General features: G+C 42.8%; 15 protein-coding genes. 9 read left to right on the forward strand and 6 right to left on the reverse strand.

Annotated elements, in window-relative coordinates; translation table 11 throughout:
- The first annotated feature begins 62 nt into the window (after nucleotides 1-62).
- Entirely contained in the window at nucleotides 63-956 is an 894-nt protein-coding gene (locus KDJ85_RS02295) for a LysR family transcriptional regulator (RefSeq protein ID WP_225818299.1), read from the forward strand.
- Between the two features lie 237 nt (nucleotides 957-1,193).
- Here the strand turns inward: KDJ85_RS02295 and ychF are convergent, their stop codons facing one another.
- Both ychF and pth read right to left on the reverse strand, forming a co-directional pair.
- Entirely contained in the window at nucleotides 1,194-2,285 is a 1,092-nt protein-coding gene (ychF, locus tag KDJ85_RS02300; protein ID WP_206084121.1) for a redox-regulated ATPase YchF, read from the reverse strand.
- Between the two features lie 103 nt (nucleotides 2,286-2,388).
- On the reverse strand, nucleotides 2,389-2,979 hold the full coding sequence (pth, locus tag KDJ85_RS02305) for an aminoacyl-tRNA hydrolase (protein WP_225818300.1): 591 nt from the start codon (nucleotides 2,977-2,979) through the stop codon (nucleotides 2,389-2,391).
- Between the two features lie 300 nt (nucleotides 2,980-3,279).
- Here pth and ychH point away from each other — a divergent pair, with 300 nt between their 5' ends.
- Complete coding sequence (gene ychH, locus KDJ85_RS02310) at nucleotides 3,280-3,546, forward strand: stress-induced protein YchH (RefSeq protein WP_206084123.1); 267 nt, start codon at nucleotides 3,280-3,282, stop codon at nucleotides 3,544-3,546.
- Nucleotides 3,547-3,836: 290 nt separating this feature from the next.
- Here the strand turns inward: ychH and prs are convergent, their stop codons facing one another.
- The 3 genes from prs to lolB all read right to left on the reverse strand — a co-directional run bounded on the left by prs (nucleotide 3,837) and on the right by lolB (nucleotide 6,381).
- Complete coding sequence (prs, locus tag KDJ85_RS02315; RefSeq protein WP_004910604.1) at nucleotides 3,837-4,784, reverse strand: ribose-phosphate diphosphokinase; 948 nt, start codon at nucleotides 4,782-4,784, stop codon at nucleotides 3,837-3,839.
- 68 nt (nucleotides 4,785-4,852) lie between these two features.
- Nucleotides 4,853-5,728, reverse strand: coding sequence for a 4-(cytidine 5'-diphospho)-2-C-methyl-D-erythritol kinase (gene ispE / locus KDJ85_RS02320; RefSeq protein ID WP_225818301.1), 876 nt, complete (start codon nucleotides 5,726-5,728; stop codon nucleotides 4,853-4,855).
- Nucleotides 5,725-6,381, reverse strand: a complete 657-nt coding sequence (gene lolB / locus KDJ85_RS02325; RefSeq protein ID WP_225818302.1) for a lipoprotein insertase outer membrane protein LolB — start codon at nucleotides 6,379-6,381, stop codon at nucleotides 5,725-5,727. The genes ispE and lolB overlap by 4 nt, the downstream gene beginning before the upstream one ends.
- A gap of 490 nt (nucleotides 6,382-6,871) precedes the next feature.
- Here lolB and hemA point away from each other — a divergent pair, with 490 nt between their 5' ends.
- From hemA to KDJ85_RS02360, 7 genes are read left to right on the forward strand one after another with little or no spacing between them, the layout of a single operon-like run.
- Nucleotides 6,872-8,134 carry a glutamyl-tRNA reductase gene (gene hemA / locus KDJ85_RS02330; RefSeq protein ID WP_225818303.1) on the forward strand — a complete coding sequence of 421 codons (1,263 nt, stop codon included), beginning with the start codon at nucleotides 6,872-6,874 and terminating at the stop codon, nucleotides 8,132-8,134.
- Between the two features lie 31 nt (nucleotides 8,135-8,165).
- Entirely contained in the window at nucleotides 8,166-9,248 is a 1,083-nt protein-coding gene (gene prfA, locus KDJ85_RS02335; protein ID WP_225818304.1) for a peptide chain release factor 1, read from the forward strand.
- On the forward strand, nucleotides 9,248-10,081 hold the full coding sequence (prmC, locus tag KDJ85_RS02340; RefSeq protein WP_225818305.1) for a peptide chain release factor N(5)-glutamine methyltransferase: 834 nt from the start codon (nucleotides 9,248-9,250) through the stop codon (nucleotides 10,079-10,081). The genes prfA and prmC overlap by 1 nt, the downstream gene beginning before the upstream one ends.
- Nucleotides 10,082-10,104: 23 nt before the next feature.
- A complete protein-coding gene (gene sirB1, locus KDJ85_RS02345) occupies nucleotides 10,105-10,914 on the forward strand; it encodes an invasion regulator SirB1 (RefSeq protein WP_206084129.1) in 810 nt (269 codons plus the stop codon).
- A 45-nt stretch (nucleotides 10,915-10,959) separates the two neighbouring features.
- Nucleotides 10,960-11,814, forward strand: a complete 855-nt coding sequence (kdsA, locus tag KDJ85_RS02350; RefSeq protein ID WP_225818306.1) for a 3-deoxy-8-phosphooctulonate synthase — start codon at nucleotides 10,960-10,962, stop codon at nucleotides 11,812-11,814.
- An 11-nt stretch (nucleotides 11,815-11,825) separates the two neighbouring features.
- Nucleotides 11,826-12,728, forward strand: a complete 903-nt coding sequence (gene mnmL / locus KDJ85_RS02355; protein ID WP_225818307.1) for a tRNA modification radical SAM protein MnmL/YtqA — start codon at nucleotides 11,826-11,828, stop codon at nucleotides 12,726-12,728.
- A gap of 20 nt (nucleotides 12,729-12,748) precedes the next feature.
- The gene (locus tag KDJ85_RS02360; protein WP_225818308.1) at nucleotides 12,749-13,486 is read left to right on the forward strand and encodes a tetratricopeptide repeat protein; all 738 of its coding nucleotides are present in this window, start codon (nucleotides 12,749-12,751) and stop codon (nucleotides 13,484-13,486) included.
- A gap of 57 nt (nucleotides 13,487-13,543) precedes the next feature.
- Here KDJ85_RS02360 and dauA read toward each other — a convergent pair whose 3' ends face one another.
- A complete protein-coding gene (gene dauA / locus KDJ85_RS02365) occupies nucleotides 13,544-15,277 on the reverse strand; it encodes a C4-dicarboxylic acid transporter DauA (RefSeq protein WP_225818309.1) in 1,734 nt (577 codons plus the stop codon).
- Between the last annotated feature and the right edge of the window lie 7 nt (nucleotides 15,278-15,284).

Genomic DNA, 15,284 nt, shown 5'->3' on the forward strand with positions numbered 1-15,284 from the left:
TTTTTCTGAATAGGAAATCATTTATAATCATTCTAACTATAACTAAAAATCATAGGTGAGATATGGATATTCGTTCGTTACGTTATTTTGTTGAGGTTGTTCAACTCAATGGATTTAGCCGTGCTGCGGAACACCTGTTTGTGACTCAACCTGCAATTAGTCGCAGCATTAAAAAGTTAGAAGATGAATTAGGGTATACCTTATTGATTAGAGAGAATGAGGGGGTCAGGTTGACAGATGAAGGGACGATTTTGTTGACCCACGCGAAGCAAATTTTGGCTCAATTTAAAAGTATGGAACAGGCATTAAAAGAAAAATCAGGGCCACTAACGGGGGTTTTACCGGTTGGGTTGCCCCCTGTGATTGCCTCAACCTATTTTGCTGACATCATTATGGCATTCAGCTTGCATTACCCCCAAGTGGAGTTAAAAATCCTGGAATTAGGAACGCGGAAGATGCGTGATGCCATGTTAAATGGCGAGGTAGAAACCGCAGCAGTCATGCTCCCATTTGACGATGAGCGCTTTGATCTAGATATTTTTTCGACAGATAGATTAATGTTATTGGTTAATGAGCAGCACCCCTTGGCAAGGCGAGATAGCGTCAAATTTGTTGAATTAATTAATGAGCCATTTATTTTCTTTTCTGATGATTTCCGGATTAATGAGCTTGTCATAAGTGCTTGTGGAATCTATGGGTATAAGCCTGTGATCTCAGGGCGAAGTAGCCACCTCGATTTAGTCACCGCAATGGTGAGGGCTGGGGTAGGAATAACACTACTTCCAGATAGCATGTGGCACAAGACGAGTTCTGCGGGGTTATCGATTATCCCTGTGATTGAGCCAATACTTGCCTATGATTTAGCCTTAGCCACGCTAAAAAATAACCGGCAGAGCCGCCGAGCAAAAGCATGGCATGATCTTGCGTTGAGTATGTTAAAAAAGAGCAAATCATAAAGCGATCTTTCTTTAAAAGGCTATTTAAGTGACATTTTAAATAATTTTTCAATTTATTTATCAAAGAAGCTAGGTTTTAGTGAAACACCTTAGTCTTTCTAATAAGCGAATAAATTGTTTTACCTATCAAGTTAAGGCGAATGGATTAGCAGGGAAGAAAAGTGAAGTGTAGGGCGAAACGCATAAAGCTCACATGACTGATGAGCTTTATGCTGATTTTTATGCTAGCGAATAGGCTTACACATTAAACAGGAAGTTCAGCACATCACCGTCTTTAACGATGTAGTCTTTCCCTTCTGCTCGCATTTTACCTGCCTCTTTGGCACCTTGCTCACCGCGGTATTGAATAAAATCATCGAATGCGATGGTTTGTGCGCGAATAAAGCCTTTTTCGAAGTCAGTGTGGATTTTACCTGCGGCTTGTGGTGCGGTTGCACCTACAGGGATTGTCCATGCACGAACTTCTTTAACGCCTGCGGTGAAATAGGTTTGCAGATTGAGTAATTCATAACCTGCACGAATAACACGGTTTAAGCCTGGCTCTTCGATGCCTAAATCTGCCATAAATTCGTCGCGTTCTTCGTCATCTAACTCAGCGATATCAGATTCAATAGCGGCGCACACTGGCACAACTACAGAGCCTTCAGCTTGAGCAATTTCATACACTTTGTCTAAGAACGGGTTATTTTCAAAACCATCTTCGTTGACGTTCGCGATATACATGGTTGGTTTTAACGTTAAAAAGCTTAAATAGCGGATTGCTGCTTTATCTTCTGTGGTTAAATCCAAGGTACGCAGCATGCCTGCTTGCTCTAAATGTGGCAGACATTTTTCTAATGCTTCCAATTCGGCTTTTGCGTCTTTATCGCCACCTTTAGCGCGTTTTTGTACGCGATGGATAGCTCGTTCGCAGGTATCAAGATCCGCCAAGGCTAATTCAGTATTGATAACATCAATATCTTCAGCTGGGTTAACTTGGCCAGCGACGTGGATGATATTGTCGTTTTCAAAACAACGCACTACGTGGCCGATAGCTTCGGTTTCACGGATGTTAGTTAAGAACTGGTTACCCAGACCTTCGCCTTTAGATGCGCCTTTTACCAAACCTGCGATGTCTACGAATTCCATGGTGGTTGGTAAAATACGCTGTGGCTTCACAATTTCAGCTAATTGATCAAGACGTGGGTCTGGCATTGGCACAACACCCGTATTTGGTTCAATTGTACAGAAAGGGAAGTTGGCTGCTTCGATGCCGGCTTTGGTCAATGCATTAAATAATGTGGATTTACCCACGTTTGGCAGACCAACGATACCGCATTTAAAACCCATATGTTTCTCACCTTAAATAGCGAGGGGCAGGCGAGTGCTGCACCCAATGTTTAGAAATTGGCGCTGATTATACACAAAAAGTCGATTTTGATGAAATGAACTCTTATGCAGACGCTTTAAAGCTATGTAAACGGTTTATCGCTTTGTCCATTCCATCCGATAATAGAATGTCAGTACACCTTACTGCTTCGTCAATGGCATCATCAATCAGTTTTTGCTCAGACAGCGGTGGTTTACCTAAAACGAAACCAACAACCTTGTTTTTATCGCCTGGATGGCCAATACCAATACGTAAGCGGTAAAAGTTTGGGTTATTGGCGAATTTGCTTTGAATGTCTTTTAACCCGTTATGGCCACCATTGCTACCACCAAGCTTCATTTTTGCTACACCAGGTGGAATATCAAGCTCATCGTGGGCGACTAAAATTTCATCAAGGTTAATACGATAAAAGTTCGCCATTGCCGCGACTGATTTTCCACTGAGGTTCATAAAGGTGGTTGGTACCAATAAGCGGATATCATTACCGCCAAGATTAATGCGTGCGGTATAGCCGAAAAACTTAGGTTCTTCTTTTAGGGGTTGATTGTGGCGCTGCGCCAGTAGGTCAACATACCATGCCCCTGCATTATGGCGGGTTTGTGCGTATTCAGCCCCCGGATTTGCAAGGCCAACAATTAATTTAATTTTGCTCACGGCGACTATTTCACTGTCAGTTTATGGAGTTAAGCGCCTAGTTTACCTCGGGATGGGGAGGATGTACAAAAATCAGATAAAAAACATCACTCTGATTATAGTTGCGATATGAACTATTCGTTTTTTATGTTTTTTTGATAAAAAGCACTTTATGTTTAGATATTATTGTTAACTTCGTACCTTGTGATGCCTATCGCAAAAAATTTTACTTAATGCACTATAATTCTTACATAAATATAAAGAACCACCGAATTTATTTACAGTTGCTTGCTTATCAGTTCACTGATACTGGAGGTAGATATGAAACGGAAAAGTGCTCATATAATTGGTAATGTTCTCATGGGGTTAGGAATGGTCATGATGATTGGAAGCATTGGGGTTAACCTATTTGCCCATGTCATCAACTTTGGTCTATCAGAGCTTGTCACTAACGGCTCACTCTTCGGAATTTTCGTGGGTGCAATGGTATGGTTAGTGGGAGCGAGAGTCGGTGGACGTGAAAAAGTGGCTGACCGCTATTGGGTCTTAAAACATTACTCACGTAAAGATAATCACCGTTATCCATAATTATTCTTCTTAGTAATTAAGTTAGTAATAATTATAGATGGTAGATAGCTGGGTGATAGTCAGTGTTTTTAACAGCGAAGTCGCCTAGCTACATAGGTTTTGTCTTTTTTTTCAAAGAAGTTGGTTATTTTTATGGCGTATAGGTTGTGTGAATAGGAAATAGCCATAGAAATAGGTATCTGTCGTTATAACCCTCTGAAATCATAAAGCCCCTACAGATAACTGTAGGGGCTTAATTTTTAGTTGTGATATTCCATCACCGTTGAAACACTAATTACTCAAAAGGGGTATTAATGCTCGAACATTGCTGAGATAGACTCTTCGTTGCTAATGCGACGAATAGCCTCAGCCAGCATACCTGACAAGGTCAAAGTGCGAACGTTGCTCAGCGCTTTGATTTCAGGAGACAGTGGAATAGTGTCACAAACAATGACTTCATCAATGACTGAATTTTTGATGTTGTCTACAGCATTGCCTGAGAAAATGGGGTGAGTTGCGTATGCGAACACACGCTTAGCACCGCGTTCTTTCAGCGCTTCAGCCGCTTTACACAGCGTACCACCAGTATCAATCATATCGTCAACTAAGATGCAATCACGACCTGAAACATCACCAATAATGTGCATAACTTGAGAAACGTTTGCACGAGGGCGACGTTTATCAATGATTGCCATGTCAGTGTCATTCAGGAGTTTTGCGATAGCTCTAGCACGTACCACGCCGCCGATGTCTGGAGATACAACGATTGGGTTTTCCAAGTTTTTCTGAAGCATATCTTCCAGAAGAATTGGGCTACCGAATACATTATCAACAGGCACATCAAAGAAGCCCTGGATCTGCTCTGCGTGAAGGTCAACCGTGAGAACACGGTCAACACCAACACTGGACAGAAAATCGGCAACAACTTTAGCGGTGATTGGTACACGGGCAGAACGTACGCGACGATCCTGTCTTGCATAACCGAAGTAAGGGATAACAGCGGTAATACGACCAGCAGATGCACGGCGCAGGGCATCGACCATAACAACTAATTCCATTAAGTTGTCATTAGTTGGTGCACAAGTTGACTGGATGATAAAAATATCACCACCGCGGACATTTTCATTAATTTGAACACTGACTTCGCCGTCGCTAAAACGACCAACAGCCGCGTCTCCAAGATTAGTGTAAAGGCGGTTAGCAACACGTTGTGCTAGTTCCGGTGTAGCGTTACCAGCAAAAAGCTTCATATCGGGCACGAGAAAAACCTCAGGCTTGCGTCCAGAGAGATATTGTTGACCAAGAGCAATGAGCGTTGTTTCATTACTTATTGGTGCAATACACGGGTTATCCCAGCGCGGAAATTGTGCAGTGGGGATACGTTAACGCCTTGAGCGACGAACCCTTGCACCCACGATGGGGCTTTATTTAACACCTTAAGGGCATCCGCTTGTGTTTCAAATTCAGAAAAAACACATGCGCCTGTTCCTGTTAGGCGAGACGGAGCATATTCTAACAGCCAAGAAACAAGCTGTTCAACCTCACGAAAACGTTTTCTTGCGATTGGTTCGCAGTCATTTGCGTACGGAGCCAGTAATAATGCGGCTAGGGAGCGTTTTGGAGAATTTCGATTTAATTTTGGATCTGTGAAGATCATCGGGGTTGATATTTCAATTCCGGGATGAGCAACCAGATACCATTTCTCTTGAGGGGAAGCTTTGGTTAATATTTCACCGATACCTTCAGCGAACGCTGCATGGCCTCGAACAAAGACAGGCACATCCGCGCCGAGAGTTTTGCCCAATTCAGCAAGAACCTCATCGGAGACCTGTGTTTTCCAGTGCTCATTAAGCGCAATTAATGTGGTTGCAGCATTGGATGAACCGCCACCAATTCCTCCTCCCATAGGGAGAATTTTATCGATAGTGATATCAGCACCAAGGGGCTCGGTACAGTTAAGTGTTTCACGGCAATAGCGTTGTAATAATGTTGCAGCCCGCAAAATTAAGTTTTTTTCAGGGGGAACGCCCGCCATTTGCGTGAGCAAATTCAATTGGTCATCATGGCGTGTTGTGATTGTGATTTCGTCGCCATAATCTAAAAATTGAAACAGTGTTTGTAATTCATGATAACCATCGGGACGCTGGCCAGTAATATACAAAAATAAATTTAATTTAGCGGGGGAAGGCCAGGTTAATGTCATTTTTTCAGTGTCCAGCTGTCCATTTTCAGTTTAATTAATCGTCCACCTTGGCGTAGCTCAAGGTAATTTGGCAGCATAGGTGAGGTTTTAGTATCATAAGAAATATAATCTAACACCCATTTTTCCCCATTTTGTTCAAACGTCACATTTTTCAATAAGTGATTTTCATCTAAGGTGAAATTTGTTGCCCGTCCTGGCGAGCCGACTAACCAAGCCGTTAGGTCATCCAGAGGGATTTCCATTCCAGTCAATTGATAAATTAGCTCGCTAGGTACATCACTCATGTGAGTTTGCCCATCCTTGGTGGTTAAACGTGCCAAATCAGGCTCAACGGTGAGCTCTAATTCACGGCTACCAAGTGGGTTAGTCAACAATAAACGGTACTTTTCTGGCGTATATTGTTGCCAGAAAAATTTTGCATACGTTTTAGTTTCGCCGCCATTATACGCAAACGAGCCGCGTGTTTGGTAATCACGTAGTTGGTTCAATGCTTGCTGGTGAGCTTTCCATTGTGCATCAGACGCTGAGCCTGTGCCTGTCGTGGTATTTTGTGACGTAGTGACACAAGCGGTTAATAGAAGGCAAGAGAGTGGCAAGAGGCGTATAAAGCCCTTAACAGGTAAAGCGAACGACAAAACTTGGGTTAATTGCATAGTCAATCTCAATGTTTTAGGGCACAGATAACATCATGAATTAGAGCGAATTGCGCTAGGTTATAAATAAGATAACGTATTGATGAGCAAAATTGTGCGCTAATCTGGTGATTGGATCAATCAGAATAGGGTTATTTGCCTAAAGTTGATTAAAGTGATAGAGGATAGCCATTTGCTTTCTGTGCGAAATAATTGCATTCTTTATGCATGTTATTGTAGTCGTTAGCATTGTGATTAATAATTTGCTAACAATAAAAATCAGAGAGGTTAGTGATTGCTTTCATCAGGAAAAATAATCGTTAAAACTATTTTTTTCATTTATTTTTTGGGATGGGTCATCTTTCTGAATGATAGAACCTTGTGAGGCATAGAAAGCGTCGCGAGGATCATCTACAATAGACAAATATAAATAGCAGTAATGCACTATTTCATTAATGAGCATAGCGTTACTGAAAGAATAATTAGCAATGTGAGCAAGTCGTAAAGCGCAATGACCTTATTAGCCTTAGGCATCAATCATAAAACAGCACCAGTCGCCCTGCGTGAGCGGGTAACATTTGGTCCTGAAAAAATCGACCATGCACTTGAGGAGCTTCTTAAACAACCTCAAGTGAATGGCGGCGTTGTGCTGTCTACGTGTAATAGAACTGAGCTGTATTTGAGCCTTGAGTCACAAGACAAAGCGCAAGAACAGCTGATTAAGTGGTTGTGTGATTTTCACGAAATTACTGCCAAAGATTTACAACCTAGCCTGTATTGGCACAAAGACTCCCATGCAGTAAGCCACTTAATGAGAGTCGCAAGTGGCCTCGACTCTTTGGTTTTAGGCGAACCGCAAATTCTCGGGCAGGTGAAAAAGGCGTTTGCACTTTCACAAGATAGCCATTCGCTATCCCGTGAATTAGAACGTCTATTTCAAAAATCGTTCTCTGTCGCAAAACGCGTGCGGACAGAAACGGATATTGGCGCTAATGCAGTTTCTGTTGCTTTTGCTGCGTGTACATTGGCGCGTCAAATCTTTGAGTCACTCAAACATTTGAATATTTTGTTAGTGGGTGCAGGAGAAACTATTGAGTTAGTGGCTCGCCATTTGCGTGAGCACGGCGTGCAAAAAATGATGATAGCCAACCGAACCCGTGAACGTGCAGAGTTGTTAGCTAATGAAGTTAATGCACAAGTGATTTCATTAGCGGATATTGATAACCGTTTAGCTGAAGCTGACATAGTGATTAGCTCGACAGCGAGCCCGCTGCCTATCATTGGTAAAGGCATGGTAGAGCGGGCAATGAAAGTTCGCCGCAGTAAGCCAATGTTGTTAATTGATATTGCCGTCCCACGGGATATTGAACAAGATGTTGAAAAACTTCGTGACGTGTATTTGTATACGGTTGATGACCTTGAGTCCATCATTGCGCAAAATTTAGCGCAGCGTAAAGCCGCAGCGGTCGAAGCGGAGTTTATTGTTGAACAAGAAAGCAGCCATTTTATGGATTGGTTGCGTTCACAAGCCGCAGTGTCTACAATTCGCGATTACCGAGAGCAAGCTGAAGCAATTCGAGCGAATATGGCCGAAAAAGCCTTAGCGGCTGTTCGACAAGGCGCTGACCCTGAGCAAGTGATTATGCAGTTATCGCAGCAACTTACCAACCGCCTTATTCACGCTCCGACCAAATCGCTGCAACAAGCAGCGGGAAATGGTGATGTTGAGCGTCTAAATCTACTTAGGGACAGCTTAGGGCTGGACCATCAATAACCACTTTTTAATCATAGGTCTTATATAACGAATGAAGCCTTCTATTGTCGCAAAACTAGAAGCATTACAAGAACGCTACGAAGAAATCGAAGCGCACCTTGCAGATGCAGGTGTGATTGCCGATCAAGACCGTTTTCGTGCTTTATCAAAAGAATATGCTCAATTATCTGATGTGGCAAAATGCTTTAACGCATGGCGCACAGTGCAGGACGATATTGAAACCGCGCAAATGCTGTTAGACGATCCTGAAATGAAAGAAATGGCTCAAGAAGAGCTAAAAGAAGCCAAAGCGCGCAATGAAGAGCTCGAACAACAACTGCAATTGTTGTTACTTCCAAAAGATCCTGATGACGAATATAACTGTTTCGTGGAAATCCGTGCGGGTGCAGGTGGTGATGAAGCCGCGATTTTTGCTGGCGATTTATTCCGCATGTACAGTCGGTATGCAGAAAATAACCGCTGGCGCGTTGAATTAATGAGCACCAGTGATGGTGAACATGGCGGCTATAAAGAAGTTATCGCTAAAATTTCGGGCGATAGTGTATACGGACGTTTAAAATTTGAATCTGGCGGGCACCGTGTTCAGCGCGTTCCTGAAACTGAATCACAAGGGCGTATTCACACCTCTGCGTGTACTATTGCCATTTTACCTGAATTGCCTGAAGCGGAGTTACCTGACATCAGCCCTGCGGATTTACGTATTGACACTTTCCGCTCATCAGGAGCGGGTGGCCAGCACGTTAATACCACTGACTCGGCAATTCGTATTACTCACCTTCCAACTGGGATTGTGGTGGAGTGCCAAGACGAACGTTCACAACATAAAAACAAAGCGAAAGCGATGTCAGTGTTAGGCGCGCGTATTCGCCAAGCCGAAATGGATAAACGCCACGCAGCGGAAGCCTCTGAGCGCCGTAATTTGCTAGGCTCGGGGGATCGCTCAGATCGTATCCGTACCTATAACTTCCCACAAGGGCGAGTTACGGATCACCGCATTAACTTGACGTTATACCGTTTGGATGAAGTGATGGAAGGGAAATTAGATGCTTTAATCCAACCTATCATCAACGAATACCAAGCAGACCAACTTTCTGCATTATCCGAGCAGGAATAATGCAGTATAGCGAATGGCTAAAGCAGGCAGTCAGCCGACTGTCTGCAAGCGATAGCGCAAAGCGGGATGCTGAAATTCTGCTTGAACATGTGACGGGGCGCAGCCGTACCTACCTTTTTGCTTTTAGTGAAACACCGCTGACCGCATTGGAACAGCAACAGGCCGAGCAGCTATTGCAGCGCCGTGAAAAAGGTGAACCAATAGCCTATATTATTGGCGAGCGCGAGTTTTGGTCGCTACCACTATATGTTTCACCTGCCACATTAATTCCAAGACCAGACACCGAATGTTTGGTTGAACAAGCCTTAAAACGTTTAATAAATCAACCTTGTCATTTATTGGATTTAGGCACAGGAACAGGGGCAATCGCATTAGCGTTAGCCTCTGAGCTGCCCAGTAGCCAAGTTATTGGCATTGACTTTAATCCAGAAGCCGTATTATTAGCTCAACGAAATCAACAACGTTTGAATATTGCTAACGTCCAATTTATGCAAAGTGATTGGTTTGCTTCCCTATCATTTCAACAATTTGATATGATTATGAGTAACCCACCTTATATTGACGAAAATGATAAGCATCTCAGTGAAGGTGATGTGCGATTTGAACCAGCAACGGCATTAATTGCAAAAAATGAAGGGTTGGCTGATTTAGCACATATTATTGATAAATCAAAAAACTACCTTAAACATCAAGGTTGGTTACTTCTCGAGCATGGCTGGACACAAGGTTCGGCTGTGCGTGATTTATTTGCAATACATGGGTACACCCAAATTGAGACGTGTCTCGATTACGGTGGGCAAGAAAGAATTTCACTCGGTCAATGGAATGGTTAAGTGGGCACAGTAGTAGGAATGTAATGAAGACCATAGCGAATATTGAATTTAATCAGCTCCCCTTAAGCGAAGGGATTATGACCGTTTCTCAATGTATCCGTCATGATTTTCCGCTGATGAAAGTCCAAGCTCAATTAGATAGCCTTGTTGTATCTGCAAAATCGGCCATTGATTTACATGCGGATAATGAAACTAAAGTGGCGCAATTGATTTCATTGTTTTATCAACAATGGTCATTCGGCCCTGCACAGGGTATCTATGCATTATCAGACATGCTTTGGCTTGATAAAGTCTTAATTTCTAAACAAGGTACACCTGTCACTCTCGGTGCCATTTTATTGTATATCGCTCAGCACCTAGATATTGATATTCGGCCTGCCATTTTTCCCACTCAGCTATTAATTATTACTGAAAAACGTGATGGTGAACCATGGTTTATTAATCCAGCCAATGGTGAGTCATTGTCATTTCATACGCTGAATATGTGGCTAAAAGGAACAGTCGACCCATTCTCTGAATTTTTCCAAGACCAACTTGATGTTGCGGAAAATAGCATCGTTATTCGTAAAATCTTTGATACGCTAAAAGCCGCTCTAATGGAAGAGAAAAAAATGGAGCTAGCGTTAAAAGTTTGCGAAACGTTGCTTACGCTAGACCCTGAAGATCCCTATGAAATCCGTGACCGCGGGCTGATACTGGCACATTTAGATTGCAATCATGTGGCATTAAGTGATCTCAACTATTTTATTGAGCACTGCCCAGAAGACCCAGTATCTGAAATGATCAAAATTCAAATTTATTCATTGGATAATCATCCAATCGTATTACATTAATTAACGTAATGACAGACAGCCTGTCTTAATCATAAAGGTAAGAGTATGCAACAGAAAGTAGTCAATATTGGTGATATCAATGTCGCGAACAACTTGCCGTTTGTGTTGTTTGGTGGAATGAACGTTCTTGAATCTCGTGATATGGCAATGAAAGTGTGTGAGCACTATGTCACTGTGACGCAAAAATTGGGCATTCCTTATGTTTTTAAAGCATCATTTGATAAAGCAAATCGCTCATCAATCCACTCTTACCGTGGCCCTGGTCTTGACGAAGGGATGAAAATCTTCCAAGAACTGAAACAAACCTTTGGCGTAAAAATTATTACGGATGTCCATGAACCAGCACAAGCGGCACCCGTTGCTGAAGTGGTTGATGTCATTCAATTACCTGCATTTTTAGCGCGCCAAACAGATTTAGTTGCTGCGATGGCAAAAACAGACGCTGTCATTAATATTAAAAAGCCACAGTTCATCAGCCCAGGCCAGATGGGGAATATTGTTGAGAAGTTTATCGAAGGTGGTAATGACAAAATTATTCTGTGTGACCGCGGTGCAAACTTTGGTTATGACAATTTAGTTGTTGATATGCTTGGGTTTAATGTAATGGTTCAGTCTTCTAAAGGCTGCCCTGTGATTTTTGATGTAACTCATGCATTGCAGTGTCGTGATCCATTTGGGGCAGCGTCAGGTGGTCGCCGCGCTCAAGTTGCTGAATTAGCGAGAGCGGGTATGGCAGTGGGTATTGCAGGGTTATTCCTTGAAGCGCATCCAGATCCAGATAACGCACGTTGTGATGGCCCATCAGCACTACCTTTAGATAAACTGGAACCATTCCTCAAGCAAATGAAAGCCATTGATGATGTGGTGAAAGGTTTCCCTGAGTTAGATACTAGCCGTTAAGTTTGGCGTAAATGCAACTCACTGAAGTCGTTTCCATGTTCGGCGCTGATCTCCAGCGCCGATACGGTGAAAAAATTTATAAAATTACATTACACGGGGGTTTTAGTTGCCCAAATCGTGACGGTACACTTGGGCGAGGGGGCTGTACCTTCTGTAATGTGGCTTCTTTTTCCGATGAGAGCCAATCTAGTCAATCCATTAGTGAACAAATATCTGATCAAGTCACCCGAATTTCCCGCGCTAAACGCTATCTTGCTTATTTTCAAGCCTATACCAGTACCTATGCAGAAGTAAATTTACTTAAACAATTGTATGAAGAAGCATTGCAACAAGCCGATATTATTGGCTTGTGTGTGGGGACGCGTCCTGACTGTGTGCCTGAGTCTGTTTTATCGTTACTTAGTGAATACAAACAGCAAGGTTATGAGATTTGGTTAGAGCTTGGACTACAAAGCGCTCATGACAAAACATTGCATCGGATTAACCGTGGACACGGATTTGACGCTTATCAGCAGACAACACAAAAGGCACGGCAAGTCGGTTTAAAGGTGTGTACCCATTTAATCTGTGGCTTACCTGGTGAGGATGCCCTGATGAATATGCAAACCTTAGAAAAGGTACTTGAATGTGGTACTGATGGTATCAAGCTACATCCTTTGCATATTGTTGAAGGTAGTGTGATGGCCAAAAGTTGGCGAGCAGGGCGTTTATCTACATTATCTTTAGATGAATATACCGCTATAGCTGGGGACATGGTACGTCACACACCGAAAGACATTGTTTACCACCGCATTAGTGCCAGTGCCAGAAAGCCCACTTTACTCGCTCCGCAGTGGTGTGAAAACCACTGGGTTGGCATGAATAACTTATACCAATACTTTTTACGAAAGGGCGGGCAAGGTTCCGCACTGTAGCCGCTTAATTGAGAGCATCTATGAAACTAACCCTCAAAAAAACAATTATTACTCTTTCCTTATTTATTCTTCCTTTTCAAATTGTTGCACAGCCAGAATTGACCGCTGAAGATAAACGTCTTTTTTCTGAAGTGAAACTAAAAGCTGTTAAAAACGATGCCTCAGCGCAATATCAGTTAGCACAAATGTATTACTCAGGTTTAGGTGTAATACAAAATGTAAATAGTGCACGTTTGTGGGCGGATGCAGCGGCAAAAAATGGTAACCCAGAAGGATATACCTTGTTAGCGGATATTAGCTTACTAAGCGATAGTTATTTTACGCAAGAGTTTGTCGCTGCAAGGCAATTTGCAACAAAAGCTGTTGAACAAGGCAGTGTACGAGGAAAGATTAGCTTAGCAGAATCATTAATTAATCCGATAGCAGGGAGTACAGATTACCCACAATCAATTCAATTGTTGGAAGAGGTGATTGAGCTTAATAACCCAGATTATTTTAGCGCCCCATTGATGTTAGGGATCATTTATTTAGATGGCAAAGGTGTGCCAATGGACGAACAAAAAGCACAGGAATGGTTTGATAAAGCTGATGCGATGACATATGCAGGTTATGCGGAGTGGATGGCTGCCTTTCGATTTGCAGAAGATAACACAGGAACCGTGACCCTTGATCAACAAAAAGCAAAGAAATTAAGGGGTTTGGCCTGTGAAAAAGGTAGAAAAGCAGGCAATGAAATGTTTTGTTTAGGTGAACAATAAAGAATAATAGATCATCCGCCACCACATTGCTGTGTGGTGGCGGGCTGAACAGTACAACTATACTGCTTCAGTATTAGGGGGAGTGTTTAATTTCTTAGTTTGTTCAATGGATTTAACCGCTTCTAATGCGTTATCCATGGAATTATGGAAGCTTAATACTCCATCAATCGGCGTAACTTTAGCGCGTGCTAAGGTTTTTAGTGGTTGGAAAGGGATATCACAAACCATCACATGGGTGTCTTTACGCACGGCATCAATGAATTTTTCAAAGGCTTCTAACCCCCCTGCATCCAAGACGGGTACTGCATCCCATTGCATGATGATAGTTTCATACCCCGCACTTTTTACACGCAACTCATCGAAAATACGTTCTGCAGCGGCAAAAAACAGTGGGCCATTAATACGCACGACTAATCGGCTATTTTCTTCATCCGTTTCAGCAAGTTGTGCTGAGCGAGTCATATTAGCGATACGGCGCATAAATAGCAGGGATGCCAATACGATCCCCACAGTAATGGCAATAACCATATCGAATAAAACGGTTAAAGACATACATAGAATAAGCACAATGATGTCATCTTTAGGGGCGCGTTTAATTAAATACACCACTTTACCTGCTGCACTCATATTCCATGCCACAATTAACAGTAATGCGGACATCGCAGCGAGAGGTAAATAAGAAAGCATCGGTGCTAACACCAGTAAGGTGAGTAACACTAAGATTGAATGAATCACCGCAGAAATCGGTGATGTAGCTCCCGCGCGGACGTTTGCAGCGGAACGGGCAATCGCAGCTGTCGCCGTAATCCCACCAAAAAAGGGTGCAGCAATATTACCGACTCCCTGACCAATCAGTTCACTATTGGAATGGTGCTTTTTACCCGTCATGTTATCAAGCACAACGGCACAAAGCAGTGATTCAATCGCACCAAGAACTGCCATCGAAAATGCTGCAGGCATAAGCGCGGTGATCATCGCCCAACTAATTGGCGCACTACCAGGAAGTTCCCAAGGTAAAATAAACTGAGGCAAAATAGGTGGAATACCACTCCCTTCAGTCCCATCAGGTAAGAAATAACTGAATTCAGAGCCGATGGTTGCCACTTCCTGCCCAAATAATGAAAGTACCCACATGACCAATGTACCCACGACGAGAGCAGGTAAGTGCCCTGGGAATTTTAGCTTTAACTTAGGCCAAAAAATTAAGACAAACAGTGTGGATAAACCAATTAGTGTGTCACTGAATTGAAACGTGGGGAATGTATTGCCGATGGCAATTAATTTATCTACATAGTTCTCAGGAACATGTTCCATCTGCAAGCCAAAGAAATCTTTGATTTGCATGGTGGCAATGGTGATGGCAATACCTGAAGTAAAGCCCAAAGTCACTGATACTGGGATATATTCAATAAACTTACCAAAGCGGGCAAAGCCCATCGCCAGTAAAATGACACCTGACATCAGTGTGGCAACTAATAGGCCACTAAGACCAAACTGTTGTGATACGGGATATAAGATGACGACGAATGCTGCTGTCGGCCCCGAAACGCTATAACGAGATCCTCCCGTAATGGCAATAATTATCCCCGCAATTGCTGCGGTATAAAGGCCATATTGAGGAGGAACGCCACTGGCGATCGCTAAGGCCATGGCTAATGGTATAGCAATAATCCCAACGGTAATACCCGCAATTAAGTCCTTCAAAAAACGTGCAGCAGTGTATTTTTCTTTCCAACACGAATCTATTAGTGCGCTAAAAGGGCGCAACCTATTAATATTTTTTGTACTCATTATACCC

The organism is Providencia vermicola, from assembly GCF_020381325.1.
GTDB classification, from domain to species: Bacteria; Pseudomonadota; Gammaproteobacteria; order Enterobacterales; family Enterobacteriaceae; genus Providencia; species Providencia vermicola.

What these genes read in the sequence shown, in the direction of transcription:
- KDJ85_RS02295 (WP_225818299.1), top strand. Translation starts at nt 63, where the DNA reads ATGGATATTCGTTCGTTACGTTATTTTGTTGAGGTTGTTCAACTCAAT.
- lolB (WP_225818302.1), bottom strand. Translation starts at nt 6,381, where the DNA reads ATGCAATTAACCCAAGTTTTGTCGTTCGCTTTACCTGTTAAGGGCTTT.
- hemA (WP_225818303.1), top strand. Translation starts at nt 6,872, where the DNA reads ATGACCTTATTAGCCTTAGGCATCAATCATAAAACAGCACCAGTCGCC.
- mnmL (WP_225818307.1), top strand. Translation starts at nt 11,826, where the DNA reads ATGCAACTCACTGAAGTCGTTTCCATGTTCGGCGCTGATCTCCAGCGC.
- dauA (WP_225818309.1), bottom strand. Translation starts at nt 15,277, where the DNA reads ATGAGTACAAAAAATATTAATAGGTTGCGCCCTTTTAGCGCACTAATA.
- kdsA (WP_225818306.1), top strand. Translation starts at nt 10,960, where the DNA reads ATGCAACAGAAAGTAGTCAATATTGGTGATATCAATGTCGCGAACAAC.
- prmC (WP_225818305.1), top strand. Translation starts at nt 9,248, where the DNA reads ATGCAGTATAGCGAATGGCTAAAGCAGGCAGTCAGCCGACTGTCTGCA.
- sirB1 (WP_206084129.1), top strand. Translation starts at nt 10,105, where the DNA reads ATGAAGACCATAGCGAATATTGAATTTAATCAGCTCCCCTTAAGCGAA.
- KDJ85_RS02360 (WP_225818308.1), top strand. Translation starts at nt 12,749, where the DNA reads ATGAAACTAACCCTCAAAAAAACAATTATTACTCTTTCCTTATTTATT.
- prfA (WP_225818304.1), top strand. Translation starts at nt 8,166, where the DNA reads ATGAAGCCTTCTATTGTCGCAAAACTAGAAGCATTACAAGAACGCTAC.
- ispE (WP_225818301.1), bottom strand. Translation starts at nt 5,728, where the DNA reads ATGACATTAACCTGGCCTTCCCCCGCTAAATTAAATTTATTTTTGTAT.
- ychH (WP_206084123.1), top strand. Translation starts at nt 3,280, where the DNA reads ATGAAACGGAAAAGTGCTCATATAATTGGTAATGTTCTCATGGGGTTA.
- ychF (WP_206084121.1), bottom strand. Translation starts at nt 2,285, where the DNA reads ATGGGTTTTAAATGCGGTATCGTTGGTCTGCCAAACGTGGGTAAATCC.